24 protein-coding genes are annotated in these 22,395 nt (G+C 45.5%); all 24 read right to left on the bottom strand.

Going from position 1 to position 22,395, the window contains the following annotated elements:
* Nucleotides 1–509 precede the first annotated feature (509 nt).
* Nucleotides 510–2,114, bottom strand: coding sequence for a LysM peptidoglycan-binding domain-containing protein (locus J2T20_RS25145; protein ID WP_307592665.1), 1,605 nt, complete (start codon nt 2,112–2,114; stop codon nt 510–512).
* A 285-nt stretch (nt 2,115–2,399) separates the two neighbouring features.
* A complete protein-coding gene (gene ilvE, locus J2T20_RS25140; RefSeq protein WP_307592664.1) occupies nt 2,400–3,284 on the bottom strand; it encodes a branched-chain-amino-acid transaminase in 885 nt (294 codons plus the stop codon).
* 3 nt (nt 3,285–3,287) lie between these two features.
* Nucleotides 3,288–4,175 (bottom strand): prephenate dehydratase, encoded by an 888-nt coding sequence (gene pheA / locus J2T20_RS25135; protein ID WP_307592663.1) that lies wholly within the window; start codon nt 4,173–4,175, stop codon nt 3,288–3,290.
* Nucleotides 4,172–5,170 carry a homoserine kinase gene (gene thrB / locus J2T20_RS25130; RefSeq protein WP_307592661.1) on the bottom strand — a complete coding sequence of 333 codons (999 nt, stop codon included), beginning with the start codon at nt 5,168–5,170 and terminating at the stop codon, nt 4,172–4,174. Before thrB ends, pheA begins: the two co-directional genes overlap by 4 nt.
* 43 nt (nt 5,171–5,213) lie before the next feature.
* A complete protein-coding gene (locus tag J2T20_RS25125; RefSeq protein ID WP_307592659.1) occupies nt 5,214–6,500 on the bottom strand; it encodes a homoserine dehydrogenase in 1,287 nt (428 codons plus the stop codon).
* A gap of 63 nt (nt 6,501–6,563) precedes the next feature.
* Nucleotides 6,564–7,001: an ACT domain-containing protein gene (locus J2T20_RS25120; protein ID WP_036658262.1), complete on the bottom strand. Its 438-nt coding sequence runs from the start codon at nt 6,999–7,001 to the stop codon at nt 6,564–6,566.
* Between the two features lie 203 nt (nt 7,002–7,204).
* Nucleotides 7,205–8,515: a GTPase ObgE gene (gene obgE, locus J2T20_RS25115; protein WP_307592657.1), complete on the bottom strand. Its 1,311-nt coding sequence runs from the start codon at nt 8,513–8,515 to the stop codon at nt 7,205–7,207.
* A 19-nt stretch (nt 8,516–8,534) separates the two neighbouring features.
* Nucleotides 8,535–9,437: a Spo0B domain-containing protein gene (locus J2T20_RS25110; RefSeq protein ID WP_307592655.1), complete on the bottom strand. Its 903-nt coding sequence runs from the start codon at nt 9,435–9,437 to the stop codon at nt 8,535–8,537.
* A 34-nt stretch (nt 9,438–9,471) separates the two neighbouring features.
* Nucleotides 9,472–9,783 (bottom strand): 50S ribosomal protein L27, encoded by a 312-nt coding sequence (gene rpmA, locus J2T20_RS25105; RefSeq protein ID WP_036658281.1) that lies wholly within the window; start codon nt 9,781–9,783, stop codon nt 9,472–9,474.
* 17 nt (nt 9,784–9,800) lie between these two features.
* Entirely contained in the window at nt 9,801–10,136 is a 336-nt protein-coding gene (locus J2T20_RS25100; RefSeq protein WP_307592654.1) for a ribosomal-processing cysteine protease Prp, read from the bottom strand.
* A gap of 12 nt (nt 10,137–10,148) precedes the next feature.
* Nucleotides 10,149–10,460: a 50S ribosomal protein L21 gene (gene rplU / locus J2T20_RS25095; RefSeq protein WP_036658286.1), complete on the bottom strand. Its 312-nt coding sequence runs from the start codon at nt 10,458–10,460 to the stop codon at nt 10,149–10,151.
* Nucleotides 10,461–10,633: 173 nt separating this feature from the next.
* A complete protein-coding gene (locus J2T20_RS25090; RefSeq protein ID WP_307592652.1) occupies nt 10,634–11,878 on the bottom strand; it encodes an Rne/Rng family ribonuclease in 1,245 nt (414 codons plus the stop codon).
* Nucleotides 11,879–11,903: 25 nt separating this feature from the next.
* Complete coding sequence (locus J2T20_RS25085; RefSeq protein ID WP_307592650.1) at nt 11,904–12,746, bottom strand: M50 family metallopeptidase; 843 nt, start codon at nt 12,744–12,746, stop codon at nt 11,904–11,906.
* Nucleotides 12,739–13,551: a M23 family metallopeptidase gene (locus tag J2T20_RS25080; protein WP_307592648.1), complete on the bottom strand. Its 813-nt coding sequence runs from the start codon at nt 13,549–13,551 to the stop codon at nt 12,739–12,741. Before J2T20_RS25080 ends, J2T20_RS25085 begins: the two co-directional genes overlap by 8 nt.
* Before the next feature lie 221 nt (nt 13,552–13,772).
* Nucleotides 13,773–14,567: a septum site-determining protein MinD gene (gene minD, locus J2T20_RS25075; RefSeq protein ID WP_307592646.1), complete on the bottom strand. Its 795-nt coding sequence runs from the start codon at nt 14,565–14,567 to the stop codon at nt 13,773–13,775.
* A gap of 5 nt (nt 14,568–14,572) precedes the next feature.
* Nucleotides 14,573–15,232: a septum site-determining protein MinC gene (locus tag J2T20_RS25070; RefSeq protein WP_307592645.1), complete on the bottom strand. Its 660-nt coding sequence runs from the start codon at nt 15,230–15,232 to the stop codon at nt 14,573–14,575.
* Nucleotides 15,233–15,310: 78 nt separating this feature from the next.
* The gene (gene mreD / locus J2T20_RS25065) at nt 15,311–15,841 is read right to left on the bottom strand and encodes a rod shape-determining protein MreD (protein ID WP_307592643.1); all 531 of its coding nucleotides are present in this window, start codon (nt 15,839–15,841) and stop codon (nt 15,311–15,313) included.
* Nucleotides 15,841–16,719, bottom strand: coding sequence for a rod shape-determining protein MreC (gene mreC / locus J2T20_RS25060; RefSeq protein WP_373457860.1), 879 nt, complete (start codon nt 16,717–16,719; stop codon nt 15,841–15,843). The genes mreD and mreC overlap by 1 nt, the downstream gene beginning before the upstream one ends.
* A 63-nt stretch (nt 16,720–16,782) precedes the next feature.
* On the bottom strand, nt 16,783–17,817 hold the full coding sequence (locus J2T20_RS25055; protein WP_307592640.1) for a rod shape-determining protein: 1,035 nt from the start codon (nt 17,815–17,817) through the stop codon (nt 16,783–16,785).
* 38 nt (nt 17,818–17,855) lie between these two features.
* A complete protein-coding gene (radC, locus tag J2T20_RS25050) occupies nt 17,856–18,548 on the bottom strand; it encodes a RadC family protein (protein WP_307592639.1) in 693 nt (230 codons plus the stop codon).
* Between the two features lie 17 nt (nt 18,549–18,565).
* The gene (locus J2T20_RS25045; protein ID WP_307592637.1) at nt 18,566–19,177 is read right to left on the bottom strand and encodes a Maf family protein; all 612 of its coding nucleotides are present in this window, start codon (nt 19,175–19,177) and stop codon (nt 18,566–18,568) included.
* Nucleotides 19,178–19,199: 22 nt separating this feature from the next.
* Nucleotides 19,200–19,445 carry a DUF4321 domain-containing protein gene (locus tag J2T20_RS25040; protein WP_036658309.1) on the bottom strand — a complete coding sequence of 82 codons (246 nt, stop codon included), beginning with the start codon at nt 19,443–19,445 and terminating at the stop codon, nt 19,200–19,202.
* 145 nt (nt 19,446–19,590) lie between these two features.
* Nucleotides 19,591–20,652, bottom strand: coding sequence for an SPOR domain-containing protein (locus J2T20_RS25035; protein WP_307592636.1), 1,062 nt, complete (start codon nt 20,650–20,652; stop codon nt 19,591–19,593).
* A gap of 275 nt (nt 20,653–20,927) precedes the next feature.
* Nucleotides 20,928–21,839, bottom strand: a complete 912-nt coding sequence (locus tag J2T20_RS25030; protein ID WP_307592667.1) for a glycosyltransferase family 4 protein — start codon at nt 21,837–21,839, stop codon at nt 20,928–20,930.
* Nucleotides 21,840–22,395 lie beyond the last annotated feature (556 nt).

Here is a 22,395-nt window from a genome sequence, read left to right as displayed (position 1 = left end):
CCGCCAGCGTTCGTCCTGAGCCAGGATCAAACTCTCCAAATTGGTATTCAGAAAGAGCGATTGCTCATTTTGAAACATCTGACGAGAATTAAAAATTCTCTATTTTGGATTTTACTCTCGTAAAATCCCACTCACTCGTTGTTCAGTTTTCAAAGATCAAGTTCTCGTTGTCGGCGACAATGTCTCACCAGCAACTTTTATAATATACCATGACTTTCGACTAATTGCAACACTTTTTTTTAAAAATTCGACTTTCAAATCTTCTTCCCAACTTACGAAGTCAATATGTCTTCCGTGGCTGGATTTATAATATATCACAGTACCCAAACGAAAAACAACAATTTAATTTTACCATTTTTGAGAAAATCCCCTAACATCTTTACTGGTTCATCATGCCTTTGAATCTATACATTCAGAGACTGCCTCAATAAACACCACAAAAAAACATGTCAGGACGTATCTAGGGATACATCCTAACACGCTATTGGTAAGGCCAATTACCTGTATTGTTAATTCGAAATCCATGGATTTCTACGCTTTTTAATGGGGGCCGTCCCTTTATTTTTGCTTGAACGCTGAGCTTTCGAAGTCTCTGTCTTCACTGGTTTTGCACTTCTACTCGAAGTTTTAACTTTTGGAGATGATTCCGACTTTATCTCTTCACTCCTTGCGAGTGATTCCTCAGTACCCTGAGCAGTTGGAACATCATCGGTTATTTGAAAATCATCTCGGATGATATTGGCTTGTTGTTGAAACTCGGTTATACGATTATGATACCCGTAACTTTCATTACCCAAGCCCGGATATTCAGGAATTGGAGGTATACTCGACACCATTGAATTTCCATACATGTTTTGAGGCGATACCGGCATACCACTTTGAGGTATCATGTGCGGCATTACAGAATCGTATGGAGAGTAGCTAGGCTGATTTGTATATGTCGGAAAAGAATTATTCATTGGCATTTCATAAGGATTAGCTTGGAGTGACTGTACATGTTCACCCATTCCACATCCACACGAAGTTGGCCACGGCATGTTCTGGTACGGATCCACATATTGAGGTGCAGCATATATAGGATAGTTGTTGTTCGGGTTGACTCCCCCTACAGATGCTTCCATATAGTTTGGCATCGCATTGGGGTAGCATGGACCTGAAATGTCTGCCGGTGAGTACATATGGTTTGGATAAAAATAAGGAGGCATACACTCTGGCTCATACGGGAGCGGTTGAATTTGGTTCATAGGAGCATACATAGCCATATTCGGCATCGGTTCATACAGCGGGTAGGCAGGCGGGCAATCAAAGAAGTTAGGGTTTTCTGTTAAGCCTGGATATCCCGCTGATTTATCACAATTGCAAGGCATATGCTGAGCCATAGGAGCAATCTGGTTTATTGGTGCTGCCATGTTTGCCGGAGCCATATGGTGTATTGGAGCAGATTTGGTTGTTTGAGTAGGCAGGACCATTGGGATAGGCTGGTTTTCCGGAACAGGCGGCATCTCATAGTAGGATACAACCTCCTGCGTAGGTACTGAGATCTGCACAAACAAGCTTTGTGACTCGGAGTGCATCATCTTTTCCTGAACTGGAGCCACTTCAGCTGGCATTACTTGTACTGGAGGCATTTCAATTGGCATCACTTGAACCGGAGCTTCATTTGGAATTTCTACTACCGGAGGCTGTTCAATAGGTCCTGTGAACGTTTTTCCTCCAGGCTGTGTTTTATCTGTCATATGGGTCGGCATGTGCATAGGTTGTGTTGATTGCAGCGGCGCCATCCCTTTTTTAGGAATATTAACGACCTCTCCCACAAGAAGGGCATTCGGGTTCTTTAATTGAGGGTTGGCACTAATCATTTCCTGCAGAGGGATTCCCCATGCTTTGGACAGCTTCCACAATGTATCCCCTTGTTTCACAGTATGTTTGTAGTAAACATCATTGTTGTCCGGAAGGGTAACTGGGATCGAAGGTATTTTCACTTTCCCGCCAACTTCCAGCACATCCGGGTTACTGATTTGGGGATTGCTCTCAATTATTTTTTGCAGCGGGACTCCGTACTTTTGCGATAATGCATACAGCGTATCGCCTTGTTTGACAATGTGTATTTTCACTCAGCATTAACCTCCTAAAAGTTTTGTGGAGTGTTACATTTCAACTACTTCGCGACGTCACTGATCTCGAAAGCATCCGTCCTTAGAAAATGCGGTGCTTTCATGCATAGTTATATGCGGTACAGCCGCCTCCTTCGTTACTACATCTTATGCAGCCCATAGGCGATTGACATCCCTTAAATAAAAAAAATCCTCTCATGCATGCATGAAAGGATCTCTGTGTGTATTCAGATATCATTTCATGCGTTGATGAAAGGATTTCTGGGTGTATTCATTTCATATAACTTAGGATTCCCATACCTTGTAACCATCTTGGTCTACAACGTTACGGAATTCTTCAAGCAGCTTAAGCGTAATCGGTCCAGCATGACCTTCGCCGATAATCCGTCCGTCAATTTCGCGTGCCGCAATAACTTCTGCCGCTGTACCCGTAAAGAATACCTCATCCGCGATATAAACATCATGCATTGTAAAAGGTTCTTCCTTCAGCTTGTACCCCAGCTTCTCACAGAGCTCAATGATAGCCAGACGAGTAATTCCTTCCAACGCCCCCAGATAGCAAGGAGGTGTATAAACAACCCCTCTTTTTATAATAAAAATATTATCACCCGAACCCTCAGTAACATACCCTTGAGCGTTCATCATGATGGCCTCATCAGCTTCAGCCAGATTAGATTGAATTTTAACAAGAATATTATTCAGGTAGTTAAGTGATTTGATCTTTGGATTAAGGGCATCCGGGAGATTGCGGCGCTGCGATACAGAAACGGCACGAAGTCCGTTAATATAAGCATGCTCTGGATAAATGGCTAATTGTTCAACGATGATTATTACACTGGCTTTGGGACAACGACGCGGATCGAGACCTAAATTCCCGGGACCGCGGGAGACAATAAGTCGAATATATCCATTGCGCATCTCATTACGTCGAATAGTCTCCGCCATAGCCTCCAACATTTCATCGTATGTCAATGGAATATCTAATTGAATAGATTTAGCTGAATCATACAGCCTGTCCAAGTGTTCCGAGCATTTAAAGATGTTCCCATTATAGATACGAATGCCTTCAAAAATTCCATCGCCGTATAGAAACCCATGATCAAAAACAGATACCTTTGCATTTTCCTTTGTTACAAATTGTCCATCCAAATAGATTGTTTGTTCAGCCATGAACTACTGCACCTCCGCTTTCTCTTCCTCATAGGTGTATGTGGGATACGAGCCCAGAATCCGTACCTGACAGCGAAGCGCCTCGATTTCCTCAATAGCGGCTTGCAGAAGGATAGATTCTATCGGTTCGAGCACATCAATGTAAAAATAATAGGTTCCCAGCTTCTTTTTCGTGGGACGTGATTCAATACGCGACAGATTTAACCGACGCCAGGCAAAGGTGGATAGTACCTGATGAAGCGCACCGGGAAAGTCTTCCGGTAAAGTTACAAGTACACTTGTCTTATTACCTGAACTTTTACGGGGGAGTTGAATCTTATCGTGCCCGACCAGCACAAACCTAGTGTAATTGTTATCGTGGTCAGTAATCTGCCGCTCAACAATTTCCAAACCATGTGTTGCTGCCCCAAGAGCCGTACCAATTGCAGCCCAGCCTCTTCCGGGATTGTTCTTAACAATCTCTACAGCCTCTGATGTACTTCCCACCGATTCCAGCTCCGCCCACGGTGCGTGCTCACGGATATACTGCCCACATTGGGCGGTTGCAACAGGATGGGATAGAATTTTCACAATTCCTGAAAAATTTTTCTTCCCATTAGCATCTGTGAACTCACCAGGTGTACTGATCAAATTCTGAACCGAAGGATATATCCACTCAGCCTGCATGGGTAAGTCTACTTCATTGACCAACCAATCGATGTGCAGACTAACCGAACCTTCAATCGTGTTCTCAATCGGGATTACACTAAAGTCGGACTTTCCCTCAACTGTAGACAAGAATACATCAGAAATAAGCTTATGATGAACGACATTTAACCGTTCATTACCAAATAGATGCAGCAAGGCTTCGTGAGATACGGAGCCCTGCGGCAGTACCGCTATGGATTTCATGACCGTATTTCTCCTTTTATCATATCTAAAAATGATTCGTTTTGCATCTCGTTTCTATCCAGCAGCTCTATGCTTACCCCGGCAATGCAGGGGGAGAGCCAGCATGTTCTTGCAGCAACGCCTTGCTCTTGCATGGTATCCATTAAAAATGCTTCAAGTTCACTCTTTCGGGTCTCCTGGCGGTCAACTAACGCAAGCAAGGTGGGACCCGCACCACTTAGGGCAATACCTAAAGCTCCCCGGTTCGTTGCTTCCGCAAGCAACCTCTCCATTCCAGGAACAAGAGGGGCCCGATATGGCTGATGCAAACGATCCTGCATCGCTGTACGGATTAAGTCCAACCGTCCGGTTGCTAGTGCAGCCGTTAGTAAGGATGTGCGGCTAATATTATATACTGCATCAGCAACTGTGACTTGAGACGGCAGAACCCCTCTAGCTTTAGAGGTAGCCAGTTCAAATTCCGGGATAATTACAAGCACCTCTAGGCCGGCCGGCGGTTCAATCCGTATATAGTCAGCGGCAATACCATCCCATACAGCGGTGATTATCCCTCCAAAAAGCGAAGCTCCTACATTATCCGGATGCTTCTCCATGGCGGTTGCCATGCTAAATAATTTGGCATTGTCTAACGGTGATCCAATCATAGCATTAGCTGCAGCCATACCGCCAATAATGGCGGATGCGCTGCTTCCGAGTCCCCGCGTCAAGGGAATCTCGGAATACATCGAGATTTCCAGTTCCGGGACAGAGACACCCGCTTCTGCAAATACCATCTGTGCAACCTGATAGATTAAGTTACTCTTATCCTGCGGCAAGCCCTTCATTTCATCTCCATAGAGATGGAAGGTTGTGTGTTCTACTTCCTGCATTTCAATCCATGCGTATAAGGATAAGGCCATGCCAAGGGTATCAAAACCAGGACCCAAATTCGCAGTACTGGCAGGTACTTTTACCCTTGCTATTTTGTTATTATGCGGTTGTATGGAGTTTCTCACTATTGCGTTCTCCTTAGTTGATTTTTATACGACAGTCATTCAGTTAGCCCTCTACCCGGTAGTGGCTCTTAACACGGCGGATTACATTCAGATCTTCGAAATGCCGGAGTACTTTATCCATGCTCGCTTTGCTGGCATTATGAGTGACAATAATAATCTCAGCGTTAGGATTATTAGGATTAGCCTGCTGCACAACCGAGTCTAGACTGACATCATATTCGGCGAACACCTGAGTGATTTTGGCGAGTACACCCGCTTTATCGTCAACATGAAGGAGCAAGAAATTTTTATAATAAATATCCTCATCACTCTTAATTTTCTTGGTTTTATAAGGAACGATCTGCTTCAAGCCGTTAACGCCCAGCTTCAGGTTTTTGATCACAGCTACAAGATCCGCTACGATAGAGGTTGCTGTCGGCATCGCGCCTGCACCCGCTCCGTAGAACATGGTCTCTCCCACAGCTTCCCCGTAGACATAGACAGCATTGAACACGCCGTTAACCGAGGCAATCGGGTGTCCCGACCGGATCATTGTAGGTTGAACGCTAATGTTAAATTCCTCGTCTTTGCATTCCGCAATCCCTAACAGCTTCATCTCGTACCCAAGACGTTTGGCAAACGCGATATCCTCCTTACTTACCCCTGATATCCCCTGTACAGTGACGTCCTGTAATTCTACATTTGTACGGAATCCCAGTGTACCTAGAATGGTCATCTTTCTTGCTGCGTCCAACCCTTCCACATCTGAGGTAGGATCGGATTCAGCATAGCCCAGATCTTGTGCTTCCCTCAGGGCGTCACTGTAAGTTGCGCCTTCCTGACTCATCTTTGTCAATATGTAGTTGGTTGTTCCATTTACAATACCCATAATTTTGGTAATGCGGTCGGATGAGAAACCTTCTATAAGTGTGCGAATAATCGGGATGCCCCCCGCTACACTGGCTTCATAAAACACATCACATTGCTTCTCTTGAGCTTTCGCCAATATCTCCGAACCGTAAAGAGCCATCAAATCTTTGTTGGCAGTTATAATATGCTTCCCGCGATCCAATGCTTCAAGGATATATTCCTTCGTTCCATTAATTCCGCCCATGACCTCGACTATGACGTCAATTTCAGGGTCACGAATCACTTCCCACGGATCTGTAGTTATTTTGGAGGCATCCACATCGATATCGCGGGCCTTCTCCGAGTTTTTAACAGCAATACGCTCAATAATAATCGGAGAACCTACCTGACTGCTAAGATGTTCCTGATTCCCTACTACGATACGGACCACTCCAGTACCCACTGTACCCAGTCCGAGCAATCCTACTTTTACTGGCTTCATCTGTATCTATATCCCCCTTAAAGTTTCAAAGAAGCAGGCTGCTTCAAAAAAATACGATTAGATCTACCCTTGCCCAACAATCAGGGCCCGTTTCACTCCGGAAATCTCTTTCAGACTGTCCATCATATCTCCCAGTTCTTCATTAAGATGAGAAATTTCCACTGAGATTACTACATTTGCTCTTCCTTGCAGCGGAATACTCTGATGAATGGTTAGAACATTTGCCCCATGACTTGCCACAGAGCCCAAAACCTTAGATAGCATACCAGATTCATGCTCCAAATCAAGAGAAACGGTAACAATACGCTCACGTTCCAATTGATGAATCAGGTGAATCCCATCTTTATACTTATAAAAGGCACTCCGGCTAAGTCCTACCTGCTCCACACCTTCATTGATGGTCTTCGCATCCCCGGCTTCTAACAGTTGCTTCACTTGCATGGTCTTGAGTACTGCATCGGGCAATATATCTTCCCGGACTAAATAATAGCGTTCTTTCACGAACGTCCTCTCCTCAAAGACTTATGTATTTACATAGTGGACATTATAGCGGATTTAACCCTTGAAAAGCAATACTTTTTAACTTAAGGGCTAAAAAACTTATTATGTAAAGGTTATATTGTATACGATTTAAAATCAAAAAAAACGCCGACCCGGCATCCCTCTTGAAGGAAAACCCGATCGGCGTCTCATTACTTCGTATTTTAATAGTAGCTGCTGTTCTCAACGAATTCGAACTCGAAATCAGCTATCCGCACAATTGTTCCTTCTACCGCACCGCGTTTACGAAGCTCTGCATCCACACCCATATGACGCAGTGTACGTGCAAGCTTCAAAATTGCATCATGCGTACTTAGCTGCATACGTTTCAGCATCCGTTCAATCCGCGGACTGCTTACAATAAACGTCTCATTCTCACGAGTAATTGTGAAGGAATCATCTTCCTCAGCCTCAAGCTTGTACACCTTACGCTCAGTAGTTTCCGCTACTTCTTCTACAATCGGAGCGACAGGAATACTGTCTAATATATCTGTTGTACGGTACAACAGATCTTGAACCCCTTGTTTGGTAAGTGAGGAAATAGGCATAATCTGCATATCCGGACGAACTTCAGCTGTACGCTCACGGAAAGAAATTAAGTTCTCTTCTGACTCAGGCATATCCATCTTGTTAGCCGCTACAATTTGCGGGCGCTCTGCAAGGGCAGCGTTATACTGCTTCAGCTCATCATTAATCTTAATCCAATCATCAAAAGGATCGCGACCTTCAGAACCGGACATGTCAACGACATGGATAATAATGCGTGTACGCTCTACGTGTCGAAGAAATTCGTGGCCGAGGCCAATCCCTTCGTGCGCGCCTTCAATAAGCCCTGGCAAGTCAGCCATTACAAAGCTTCGTCCGTCACCAACATCCACTACCCCTAAATTAGGAGTAATCGTTGTAAAGTGATATGCGCCGATCTTTGGTTTTGCGGCAGATACAACGGATAATAAGGTTGATTTACCCACACTAGGGAAACCTACAAGACCAACATCGGCCATAACCTTAAGTTCCATGCGGAGATAGCGTTCTTGTCCTTCTTCGCCGTTCTCAGCCAGTTCTGGCGCAGTATTGGCCGCTGTTGCAAAACGGGTATTTCCGCGTCCGCCACGGCCTCCGCGTGCTACAACCACATATTGTCCGTGACGTGTCATATCGGCAATCACTTCACCGCTATCATCATCTATCAGCACCGTACCTGGAGGGATACGAACGACCATGTGGTCAGCATTAGCTCCATGCTGACTTTTGTTACGACCTTTTATTCCTTTGTCTGCTTTGAAGTGACGCTGATAACGAAAGTCCATCAGTGTACGCAAACCTTCATCTACTTTGAAAATAACGTCGCCGCCACGGCCACCATCGCCGCCAGCAGGTCCACCTTCAGGGACATATTTCTCACGGCGGAACGCGACAAGTCCATCCCCGCCGTCGCCACCTTTTACATAAATCTTAGCTGTATCTATAAACATAAACGTTCACCATCCTCAGTCACATTTCAAGCGGTAGACGCAATCGGACAGTATCCTGATTATGCCCCAATGCCTCCGCTCTCATGATTTTTCCTTGTACTATATTATAAATTTGCCCTTGAAGCAGTGCGGGATTACCGTTCATTCCCTCACCCTCGAAAGAGATAAGAATGTCTCCACCATCCTGTGTGAAGCCAATGATAAGCTTTCTGGCTTCACCCTGGGGAGCAAGTCCACTGTATTGAAAAGCTCTTACGGTCTGCATGATGACTGCAGTGAGCTCATCCTGTGCTTCATAAGTAAGCTTGTCCTCCAGATTCAATCCGTCTTCAACGATTACTTCCAGCTCCAGACTGGTGCTGTGAGTTCGAAAAGATTGGATATAGAACACCAGTGAAGGAACTCCAAGCTTGGCAATGCGGCTGTCAAGCGCTATACGTTCCTTTATTCTTTCCACAGTTCGCACCGTTTTATCAGGCTTTCCTAGCTGGATATATCCGTAAAGCACCTGCAATTCGTTCATCCAGTCATGACGGTGGTGATTCAGTGTCCGAATAGCTGCTTGTTGCAGGCTTCGTTCCTGTTTTTGGAGCTCCTTCTCATACTGACGCCGATTCCAAATATTACTGAAAACAAGCACTGCCGTTATCCAAATAACAAGCAGTAAGCACGTTAAAAGGGAAGTCTGCCAATACACAAGCCCCAAAGGAAGCGTTACGGATAACAAGACCACCCAGATTGCACTTTTCCAGGATTCCATTCTTTCTCCCCGTCCCTCAGTTCGCAAAATCATGACAAATTCAGTAAATTCACCGTTCAAAGTATTTACCATTTCCCAGTATAACACAGGCATTCCCTGCAATTCACCAACAAACCCATGAAATTCTTCTTGTATTCCTACAAAAAAGCCTCCGGCACTCATGCCGGAGGCTTCTTGCAATTATGGTTCTCGTAGCTTACGCTTCCAATGTAGCTGCTACCGGAGCAACATCAACTGGGTAGACGCTCACTTTCTTGCGATCGCGGCCCCAACGTTCGAACTTCACTACGCCTTCCACTTTAGCAAACAAAGTATCATCTTTACCGATGCCTACGTTTGTGCCTGGGTGAATTTTTGTTCCGCGTTGACGAACCAAGATGCTGCCGCCGGTTACTGTTTGACCGTCAGCACGTTTTACACCAAGACGTTTCGATTGGCTATCACGACCGTTTCTTGTGGAACCTACACCTTTTTTCGATGCGAACAATTGAAGATTCAATTTTAACATGTTGTCTACCTCCTTCTTCAAATAATGACTTGCTGTATTTGAATATACTTCCCGTATGATTCTGCGATATCATTCAGCATAACGACCATGGATTCCAGCAGCAATTGTACTTTTGCGGAGATACCGGAATCATCCACAGAACCTAATGTTCCGCTTAAAAATCCGTTCTTCATGGACGTATCCATAGAAACTCCAGTCAAAACTTCAATCGAATTGACGGTTCCAACCGTTACGGCCGATACTCCGGCACATACGATGTCCTCGCCGCGCTTGGCATAACCCGCATGCCCTTTAATCTCAAAGCCAACGATAGTCCCTGATTCCGAAGAACGTGTAATCTGTACGCTTATCATTAACGCACCTTCTTACGCTTGAATCTTCTCGATAGTTACTTTTGTGTACGGTTGACGATGACCTTGTTTCTTGTGGTAATTCTTCTTAGGTTTGTATTTGTAAACTACAACCTTGTGGCCTTTACCATGTTTCTCAACTTTAGCTGTTACAGTTGCGCCGCTCAAAAGCGGAGTTCCTGCAGTCAAACCGCCTTCGTTAGAAACAGCCAATACACGGTTAAACGTTACGTTTTCGCCGTCTACAGCATCTAGTTTCTCAATGAATAATACGTCGCCCTCTTGGACTTTGTATTGTTTGCCGCCAGTTTCGATAATTGCATACATTGTACTTGCACCTCCTCATGTCTCAGACTCGCCTAGTCTAGGTGGCATATTCCCAAGGGGAACAGCGCTTATGTACCCGATCGGAGCGGTTACAGCATGTGCAGGGATAAGTTATCTCGAACACACACTTGAAGATTCTATCATACTAATTAACGATAGTCAACTAGCTTTACTTATTCCTCCAACCAAGCTCCCACCTTACCCGTACCTCCGCAGCAATGGCAGGTAACAGGTGCAAAGCCTGCTGAATCGTGACGGGCCTTCTTTCGGGTCATTTCTAGCAGTCCGAGCCTTGTCCAGCCCAAAATATGAGTCTTGGTACGATCCCGGGTAATCACCGACTCCAGGCAGTCCGTCACCATCTTCCGATGTTCTTCTTGTTCCATATCAATGAAATCAATAATGATAATCCCGCCGGTATCCCTTAAGCGGATCAATCGACCAATTTGTTCGGCAGCCAGCAAGTTCGTCCGAGTAACGGTCTCCTCCAGAGAGCCCCCTCCGGTATATTGTGCCGTGTTCACATCAATAACCGTAAGAGCCTCCGCTTCGTCCCATATAAGTGTTGCTCCGCCCTCCAAGATAATCTTACGGCCGAAGCTTCTATGCAGCTGCTCTTGCACCCCATAAGCTGTAAAAATAGACTCCTGTCGATTATAAAAACCCACAGGTCTATAGCCGTCAGGAGCCATGTCATTAAGAAAAACCTCTGCTTCTAGAACAGCCTTATGCGAATCGATCACTAATTCATCATGATGAGGATTAAAGGCATCCCGGATAAACCTCTGCACAATGCTGAGATCACTGTGAAGCAGAGCGGGAGCAGTCGAAGCTGCTGCACGTCTAGTAATAGTTCCCCATTGTGCACGCAAAAACGTGAGGTCACCTTCTACAGCTTCAGGGGGCTCGTCCTCGGAAACGGTACGCATGATAAGACCTTCTTCATTCCTGCGCAGCCGTTCTCCGATTCCTTTCAGCCGATTCCGCTCCGATTCACGTCCGATTTTTTTGGAGACACCCACATATTCTGCGAAAGGCATATACACCATCCAGCGGCCGGGAAGCGTGTAGTGAGTCGTCACTCTTGCCCCCTTGCCTCCGCTGGGCTCTTTTCTAACCTGAACAATAATATCCTGCCCAGGCTGCAGTAATTCCTCTATAGAAGGCTTTACCGCGGGCTGCTTATCTAAATGGGGGTGGAGTACATCATCAACATATAAAAAGGCATTCTTCTTTTGCCCAATATCGACAAAAGCAGCCTGCATGCCCGGTAGAACATTTATGACACGGCCTTTGTAGTAACTGCCGACCAGTCCTTGCTGCTGATCGCGTTCCGCTGCGTATTCCACTAGCTTTCCATCCTCCAGAAGAGCCATCCGGGTCATATGCTGCGTGCAGTGAACGATCATTTGTTTCATGGCTTCACCTCTGGTTAACCTAAAGTTAAATTCTAAAATAAGAAGATACCAGACGCTGTTCAGGCACCACAGCCACTACTTTCCCCTCACTGTTCAAAACATATATAAAATGATATTGGTTACGTTTAAATAGACGCAATATATCATCCAAAGGTTTCGCAGAAATTGCAACAATCGGACGGGCAAAAGCTCCCGTGCGCATATACCGGTCATAAACAGCACCCCTGTTCATGAGAAATGCTACGAAACGATACGGCAAGTTACGATGGTCCGTAATATTGGAGTAGATTAGAAAAGTCCCAATCATTAACAGGTTAAGCCTCACACCGCCAGTTGTACCCAAAGGCAGAAGCGCATATACGATAACTAATATACTTGAAGCGATACTCACTCTCCCGCACCACAAAAGTGCTGAATAATAGGGGATAAGCAGACTGACCACTGCCTGCATCACTTTACCTCCGTCTAACGGCAGGATCGGCAATAAATTAAAGAGGGCAATAATCATGTTGGCACCTATAAAGTAGGTTAGAAATGCGTTACTCTCATAACCTGCTCGTTGGAGAATAAAAGCACACAAGATCATCAATCCATTCTGCAGCGGTCCAGCCAGAGCGATCCCTATTTCATGATAGGCGGTCAGCTTGCCGTGATCTTCAATAACAGCCACGCCACCGAACGGGAGGAGCTGTACGCTTTTCACAGTAACACCGGTCAGAACAGCAGCACAGACATGTCCTAATTCATGGATCAGCACAATTGTAAATAAAGTGAGGAGTTCCAAAAATTGTCCTGTCAAAATAGAGAGCAGCATGATGATCACAAACAAAGGATGCAAGGAAAAATGAATACCAGCGATCCTAATCAAATGAAATCACTTCTGTCGGGTCAACATAATTCGTATCTTTCATGACTGCAAAAAAGAGGGTTGGTAATGAGGAGGAATCCTGCTGCAACAGCCAGCCCACAGTATCACCGCTTTGCAACCAGTCATCAACTTCCAGCTTTGTACCATTTAGATGGCCGTATTCCACCGTGATATTATCGGTATGCCGGACCCTGATCCGAATACCTCCTTCCAGTTCTCTGGATACGGAGAGGACACGTCCCATGTCTACACTCTTCACCGTCACATTGCCGCTTGAATCGACTGTCGGCATAATTTCCACACCTTTAAGGGTGGTGGCAAAGGGTTGAACAATGCTTCCCGACATCGGCGCGCTTAGCCCATGAAGAGCTGCGGCTTTTTGAGCCGCTTCGTCTTCTCTCCCGAAGATAGGAATGAATGCTGGAGCACCATTAAAATTCTGCTCGTACCATACCCTGGCCGCTTCAAAGTCCATCTCATTACTCATAGCATCTGCAATGAAATTTTGAGCCTTAAGTGTCCAGGGACTCTGGACGGTGAAGATCCCCCACACGAATCCAAATATAAGAATGCTGACTACAAAACGTCGCAGTAAACCGCTGACAAAACGTGGTCTATCTCTGTTGCCATCCTCCCATATCTTCCGGTTTTCCTTCCACATCACTTCAGGATCGAGCTCTTTCATTTCTCTGCTCATATCCGCTTTCTCAAATATCGATGATACTGTTTTCTGTCCTGATGTCTCATCTATTAAATTGCGGATACGCTGCTTACGGCGATCTTTGTTAGTTGACTTCTCATCCATATTGATCCCTCCGAGGGCTTGTTATACTTCATTTTATGAAGCAGAGAAGTCCCTTTAGAACAAGCCCTCTGAACTACCTATCCGTTCTGAACAAAAACCAATAAGAGGGAGCTGACTTATGAGCTTTACTTAATAACGCAAAGAGGCGCCCCAAAGCCATTTTAAGGACTTCGGGACACCTCTCTTATTGTGTGAAATCTTATGAGTCTATGAGTGCTTTATCAGCCGATACCGAAAAATTTCTTGAATTTCTTCATAGCGCCCGGCTTCCGGTTAAGCTGCATAAGCGGTACTGAATCGCCCAGAATCCGTCTGGCAATATTGCGGTAAGCAATGGCTGCAGGCGAGTCAGGATTCATTACGGTCGGCTCTCCGCTATTCGCGGCTTTGATTACCATCTCATCATCAGGAACGATTCCGATGAGGTCAATGTTCAGAACCTGTATTATGTCCTCGATATCCAGCATATCCCCTGATTTGACAAGGTTCTGGCGGATCCGGTTAACAACCAGCTTTGGAGATTCTACATGTGATTGTTCCAACAGACCGATAATGCGGTCAGCATCGCGCACAGCGGCATTCTCTGGAGTTGTCACAACGATAGCTTTATCCGCACCTGCTATCGCATTGCGGAAGCCGTGCTCAATTCCCGCCGGACAATCAATCAGAACATACTCATATTCCTTCTTCAATTCAAGAATAATATCTCTTACCTGCTCAGGAGTAACGGATGTCTTATCCTTTGTCTGTGCTGCAGGCAGCATGTAGAGTTCATCGAAGCGCTTATCTTTCACAAGCGCCTGGTTCAAGCGACATCTTCCTTCTGCCACATCTACAAGATCGTAAATAATCCGATTCTCAAGTCCCATAACAACATCCAAATTACGCAATCCAATATCCGTATCAACGAGACATACTTTTTTGCCCTGCAACGCAAGCGCGGTCCCAATATTGGCTGTTGTGGTCGTTTTGCCAACTCCGCCTTTGCCCGAGGTCACGACAATCGCTTCTCCCATGGAGGCTACACCCCTTTAAACACATTTAAATCCTGACGAAACTTGACTATATTATGAATTTTGTCGATCTGCATAGCCCCGTTCTGAAGGTACGCGAACTCCATATTGCTCTCTCGTGTTCCCCACTCATCCGGAGGGCGGCTTATAATTTCGGCTATGCGCAGTTGAGTAGGAGACATCAGAGAGGCTGCAATTACAGCACCTTCATTTCCCTCTACTCCCGCGTGAGCCATACCTCTGAGCGCTCCAAGTATATAAATATCACCCGTACAGGTTACAGTCCCTCCCGGATTTACATCACCAAGAAACAACAAGTCTCCCTTGTGATGCAGCACTTGGCCGGATCGAATCATCCCACTCATCAGAAATAATGAATTATCCACCTCACTCTTCGGAGCTTCCAACGTATCCACCGAACGAATCAGCAGATTACCTTGAGCCTTAAGAATGCTTAGCACGGCTTCCTTATCTTCATCTGTCACCAAACGAGTTCCCATCTTGATATCAACATGAACAACAGGTCCAGTCAAAATATTTTGATGGCTATGTTCCAGCTTGAATCGAAGCTCACTCAGAAGATCTTCAAAGGGACATTTATCGTCTAGCAGGAATACCAGGCCGTCTTTTACGCCCTTAATCCTTACATGTTTGGATTTCACTGTCATCTGCGTGTCCCCCTATCCTCATTCATTCGTGCCGAGGACCTCAAGTTCCTGCTTTCCTACGGAAGAAAATGGGTCTGATCATGTAGTTTCTCCCTTGCGCGTCTCATTGTTCAATAGTACAAGCTGTCGTCGCACCGGAATATAGAGGATTAAGGCGATAGCAAAGTGAAAGAGCATCGTGGGCAGCATATAGTGCAGTAAGGCCCAGTTGTACGGCTGCTGATTCAAATTAAATACACTATAAATCCCGAACAGCATACTATTGTCCAAAAGACTGCCTAGCAGAATGACCGTCATCATGAGCGGCAGAGGCGCACGTGGAGTTTGAAAAATAAGTCCGATCAGATAAGCTGACAAACCCATAGTAAAGGAGTGTGCACCTAGGATTCGTCCATAAAATACAATATCATGCAGCATCCCGAAGGAAAGTCCCAGTACTAGAGCCGTATGTCTATGATGATAAATCGTTACAAATAGTACCACTACCAAAACGAGATTAGGAATAATCCGCATTTGCCAGGCATCCGGAATAATCCATGGCAGAAGCGTTCCCTCGAGGACAAACAGCAGAAATAAGCTTAGGATAAGTACTGATCTTCGCATACTCACTACTCTGTCGCCTCCGATGGGAAAACGACAATTAGTTCCTTCCAGTCCTGAAATTCAGCGGCAGCTTTAATAATCGCTGTTCGGGTAAGGCCGAATTCCCCAACCCCCACACTTTCAACCGTACCGATCATTAAAGCACGCGGATACAATCCGCCGATTCCTGAGGAAACGATGACATCATCCTTGGCTATAGGATCGGTTGGAGAAATCTTATTCATTTTCAACATCTTCGTCTTCGGATCATAACTTTCTATCATGCCGAAGGTCTGGTTCTCTTTGGTCCGGGCCGTTGCAGCAATTGCCGGTTGTGAATTGGGGTCGTTAATGTCCAGCATAGTCATCAACTTGACGGTTGAGGTGAAGTTGCTCACTTCACTAATCACTCCAACCAATCCCTCTACGGATATGACAGACATATTGGGCTTCACACCGTTTTTGGATCCAAGGTTGATCACAAGCGTGCTGTTATTAGGTTCCGTATTGAGACTAATTACCTGAGCGATATGGTAGTCGTACTTGTACATCAGTTTTTGCGCCTTAGTAAAGTTAAGCTGTTTCATTAAATCTTCATTTGTTGCCTGGACAAAATTATACTGGGCCTGTTCTCGTGTAAACTGGGCAACTGTAATTTTGAGCCGTTCATTCTCCTCGGCAAGATCATGCAAATTTCCGATATCTTCAAAGAAGCCCGCTATATAACCAGCGGGCTTGTAGATTAGATTTTGCACGAAACCTGTTGTGTCCCGGAGAAAGTTCTCGGGCCAAGACAATGCCTTTCTTGTGCCCAAGCTAAAGCCCATCACTACAATAAATAGCACCAGTGTTATCAATAAGATGAACAGCCGTTTATTGTTAAATAGCTTAAACACTTTCAACACCCTCTAACAAACATTTTTCTCCCACAACAGGGGTTGACGTTCTAAAGTAGGACAGGTTAGGTCTTAACGTTTGGAACGAAAAGTTGAGTTGCTGCGGCTTTTGAATAAATGAATATTCTCAAGCGCCTTGCCCGTACCGATGGCTACACAATCCAATGGGTTCTCAGCGACAATCACCGGCATTCCAGTCTCACGCGCAAGAAGCTTATCCAAATTGCGAAGCAGTGCGCCTCCGCCTGTCAATACAATACCACGATCCATGATGTCTGCTGCGAGCTCAGGCGGACATTTCTCCAAGGTAACCTTAACGGCTTCAATAATAGCGTTAACCGTATCTGAGAGTGCTTCACAAACTTCATCGGAAGTGATTGTAAGTGTCTTCGGAAGACCTGTTACAAGGTCACGGCCACGAATCTCCATGGTTTCAGCTTTTTCAAGAGAAAGTGCAGAACCCAGATCCAGCTTAAGCTGCTCAGAGGTGCGTTCGCCAATCATAAGATTGTATTGTCGTTTGATGTACTGGATGATAGCTTCATCCATTTCATCACCAGCCACGCGTACGGAGCGGCTTGTAACAATACCTCCAAGTGAGATAACGGCTACTTCCGTAGTTCCTCCGCCGATATCAACAACCATGCTGCCTGTTGGTTCCCATACCGGTAAATCTGCACCGATCGCAGCAGCGAATGGCTCCTCGATGATGTAAGCTTCACGAGCACCTGCCTGCTTAGTAGCATCCTCAACGGCACGCTGCTCTACCGCCGTAATTCCGGAAGGTACGCACACCATGACATTAGGGTGACGCCCAAACATGGAGCGTTGCTTTTGAGCCTGACGAATAAAGTATTTAATCATCGTAGCCGTTGTATCAAAATCAGCAATTACGCCGTCTTTCATTGGACGAATAGCACGGATGTTACCCGGTGTCCGGCCAATCATTTTTTTGGCGGATTCGCCTACAGCTTCAATCGTTTTTGTATCCGTATTTATGGCCACCACGGAAGGTTCTCTTACAACAATCCCCTTACCGCGAACATAGACTAGCGTATTCGCTGTCCCCAAGTCAATTCCTAAATCTTTCGTAAAACCACCAAACATGCTGTAATCTCCCTTTCCTAAATCAATCTATGCGTTGCCTATCCCATTAATCCCTTTTCCTTCATACTTACAAAACCGCTGTCTCCAATAATTAAATGATCCAATACATCGATCCCTACAATCTCCCCCGCCTGAAGTAATCTTGATGTCAGAGAAATATCTTCCGGACTCGGTGTAGGATCACCGCTTGGATGGTTGTGTGCACATATAATAGAAGCACTGCTACACTTAATGGCAGCTCTGAAAACCTCACGCGGATGAACAATAGAAGCATTAAGACTGCCCATCGACAGCGTCTCTTGAGCAATAACATGATTCTTGGTATTAAGAAATAAACAGACAAAATGCTCCTTTTGCAAATAACGGAGCTGCTCTGTCAGTATATCCGCCGCATCATATGGGCTACGAATGATCACAGGCTGATTCAGCCTGGAGTTGGACATTCGTCTTCCAAGTTCAATGCCCGCTTTCAGTTGGATCGCCTTGGCAGGCCCAATCCCTTTGATTGAAGTCAATTCCTTGATGCTGAGATCTGCCAGCTGACGTAAACCGCCTACCTGAGAAAGCATACGCTGCGCAATGCCAATCGCGGATTCCCGGTGTGTTCCTGTGCGAAGCAGAATAGCCAACAGCTCCGCTTGACTCAATGATTCTGCCCCATATTGCATCATGCGCTCTCGTGGTCGTTCTTCATGGGGGAGGTCTCGCAGCATTAATGTTTGCGACTCCATCCCGATCCCTCTTCCCTTTACTCTCCCGGCTGTACCAACACCTGTATACCGAATTCGGACAACATACCCCCAAGTAGTGAAAGAGGAAGACCCACTACATTGAAATAGCAGCCATCAATCTTCTCCACTAGAGTAGCTCCGAGTCCTTGTATGGCATATGAACCCGCTTTGTCTGCCGGCTCTCCCGTTTCCACATAAGCATTAATCTCTTCAGGGCTTAACGCCCTCATAGTCACAGTAGTTACTCGGTGATCAACCAGTACCTTTCCTTCAGGCAGCCCGATACAAGCTACTCCAGTATACACCCGATGACTTCTGCCTTGCAGAGCGGTTAGCATAACCTTGCTGTCCTGCTTGTCCACCGGTTTGCCGAGGATCTGACCTTCCAGCTCGACGATCGTATCACTGCCTATAATTACGGTATCCCGTTGATTGCCGGCAGCAATCACAGCCTCTGCCTTACGCAGGGCCAGCGACCGCACAACTCTCTCCGGTGTCCAGTCCGGCGGAGTACTCTCATCTGCTTCACTGGTCACCACCGCAAAGGGGATACCCAGCATCGATAAAAGCTCCCTCCGACGGGGTGATCCCGAGGCAAGAATAATGGGGCGTGAGTTCACATCGTCCACGTTATAAACGTCCCTTCCCTAGTTACAGCCTGCGGTACAGCCATACGGCGGTAATAATACCGATCAGACTGAGCAGACACAATTTCAATTGAATAGTGATGTCGTAAGTTATGATGTCCAAATCCGCTTGTGGCGACCATTTGAGCATGGTCGATTGTGTAAGAAAGGAAAGTGTCTTTACGGGCTGCAGCAGCTTAGCGATCCACGCTCCGGCCAGCCAGCCCAGAATCAGAAATAACAGCAGTGTACCTACATTTTTCTTCTTCATGTCCGTCTTCCCTCGCCATTTTTTGACACCCATATTATTATACGGTGAAACGGAGTTCAACACAAACGCAAAATCCGACCCGGTAATGATTACCAATACCGGGTCGGATTTTTCTCATAACTTATAGTTAAATAGGTGCATGCTCTCAATTCAATGAAGTAAGCAGCTCCTTTTGCCCGGAGAGAAAACTCATCATAGCAGCCTGAACTTCCCAAAGCAGGCCGTCCGATTTGTTTTTACCATACTCATTGAGAGCTGAAATCCCCTGATTCACGGTTTTTTCTTGGGCTGCGATAATCTGAAGTGCTGTCTGAGGGGAGCCGCTCTCTAGCGACTTGACAGCTTCCGTCCACTCCATATGAAGACTGCTAACATCATCGATTGGGGCTGTTGTACCGTTGCTTAACAGCGCCGCCGATAACGAGCTCAATTTCCCAAGAATTCTTTCGCTAACCGCAAAATAGTTGTTCACTGACTCCGCTGTTCCACCAAAGGCAAGCTGTTCTGTTGCAGGAATGGTTACTTCCCTCACGTACAATTCAATACCTTGAGCTTTCAGTCCGTTACTCAGAAGTTTCGCTTGCTCGCGATCGGGCGATATACCTGCATATACCCGGTTCCCGTCTGAAGGGTCCAACCCTGCTGCCAAGCCTGCCGTCAACAGCTCCTGCTCAGCCTGGGATGCTCCCTGCGGTGTACTGAATACTCCGTATTGCAGCAGATAGTAGCTTTGCCCGGCAATTTGCACCGGTATTGTAGGAAGGGCACCCACGTTATCCTCACCCGTAATCGGTAACCCGGAAGTACCAGTCCCAGCAGGTTCTACTACGGCCCCTGTGTCCTGTTCGCCTGTAACGATCTGATTAGAAACTCCGGTAACAGAAGTATCAGGCAGATCTCCACCGCGAAAAAAGGATAAAGCTACATATCCAAACAGCAATCCTATGCCGATAGCTGCAGTAACGGAAGCTGCAAACTTCCACCCGTTAAAAGGTCTACGGGAATGATAGGCACTGGGATAAATCTCAACTGCTGATGGTCTATCTTCGTAGACGGTTCTATTCTGAACGTGCTCGTATTCACCATTACTGTACCAGCTCTCTTCATCGTCTAGTGGGATATTTGAAGACGAACTATTCCATTGCTCCCCCATATCCGACTTCTCCTTATCAACATCAAACCGAAAGGTCATTCTTCCGTTATTCAATCCGCACACCTCACCTTGTCTCATCTATAAGAAAATATATGATAGACAATAGGGAGCTATGCTGATGATATTATCCAAATTTATAGGGCGAGATAACTGTGAGGTACCCTGTACAGAATCAGCTCTTTGTTAAAAGCCGACGTGGATAAGACCAGACTTTAATCCAATAACGATCCTCATCATCCCGGTAGAAATGTATCCCGAAAAACTTGAGAGGTGTCCAGATTTCCTTGAAATAGTAATTGGGCATGCATTTTCTCTCCTATGTAGCAAATTTATATTAAACTGAAAACTTTCTCCTTAACACTATTAGCCTCGTAATGATTCAGAAGTGTTTGATGCGCCCGATCAGCTATTATGGAACCCAACTTAGGATCTTCCAACAACCTAACCACTTTTTCCGCAAAGTCATATGTATTATTCGCCAGTAAAATATTGCGGTTATTCTGGCAGATTAACCTCTCAGAGCCTTTATAGCTTGTTACTACTGGCGTTCTTAGAGCCCACGACTCCAAAATCTTCGAACGGGATCCGCAGCCCTCTTGCAAAGGGGCTATGAAGGCTTTCGCCCGGCGTATATATCTACCCGGATCCGCTAGCGGCCCGGTGATTACAACGGATTCATCTTCCTTAACCAGTCTTCTTATCTCCGGACTCACCTCACTGCCGACAATAAAACATTTCACATCGGGGACCTTTTCCATAATTGAAGGATAAATCTTATGATAAAACATCTGGAATGCTTTCTTTCCCTGAATCGAATTCATTTTCCAGTGAAGAACGATAAGGTTTTCTTTGGGTGTCGCCTCCGCAAAATGGTATTGGTTCATATCTATGAAATGGGGCAGCACATGCACCTTAGGGGCGTCCTTGAATGACAAAGCCTTGAACAAAAGCGCATCCCATTCCGAAGCCGCAAGAAGAAGGCCTGTTTTATTCATTAATTTCTGCTCATTCCAACGAGCCCGGGCAGCACTAAGCTTATGATGTATGCCCATGTTCTTGAACGTAATCCTGACCGGCTGATCGCTATCAGAACGGTAGGCATCCGTGATTATCGTGGCATCTGGCAGGAGATGTTTTATAAGATTAATGAAATTCCCTAATAAACTGTGTGATATAAAAACATGTGAGTATGCATTAGAATGGCAGAGTTCCTTAATGGTTCCATTCATACCCTTGTCCACATTATTCAATTCGGAGCGTTTCCTGAGCTTGCTCAACGAGAGGTATATTGACCTTCTGGAACTTACTGACTCCCTGACTCTATGTACTACAAGGGCAGGCCCGCAATGCGTTGAATATTCCAGATCACAATTACCATAAGTTAAAAGATCGATATTGAATCTCTCTAACAGGATTCCGAGGATACCTCTTTGTCTGATTTCTCTTTCTAAATCTTCTGTCTGATGATTTTGAGCAGACAGAAACAACATTCTCTTAGGCATGACCTTAGCTCCTTGTTACTTTATATAAGATCCTGATTCATGCATTTTCATGTGAAAAAGCAGGACAATTTGCATTAAGTTTGCTTTAATGAAACTTTAGATGTAGATCAATAGTAACCTATTTTCCGCTAAAGTCATGTCGATTTATGGGAGAAAATAATTATTATTTTAAATTTTTTTAAAAAAGGACATAAAAACAAGGCTCAACACTAATATCAGTTCTTGACAGGTGACGAGAAAGACAGAAATCCATTACGCCCAATAGAGGCGTTTTCTCCCTCTATTTCTGCACCCG

Origin of the sequence: Paenibacillus wynnii, assembly GCF_030812855.1 — a bacterium.
Classification (GTDB): Bacteria; Bacillota; Bacilli; order Paenibacillales; family Paenibacillaceae; genus Paenibacillus_AQ; species Paenibacillus_AQ wynnii_A.
Note: the sequence above shows the minus strand (reverse complement) of the source record. Positions and strands in the feature narration are given on the sequence as shown.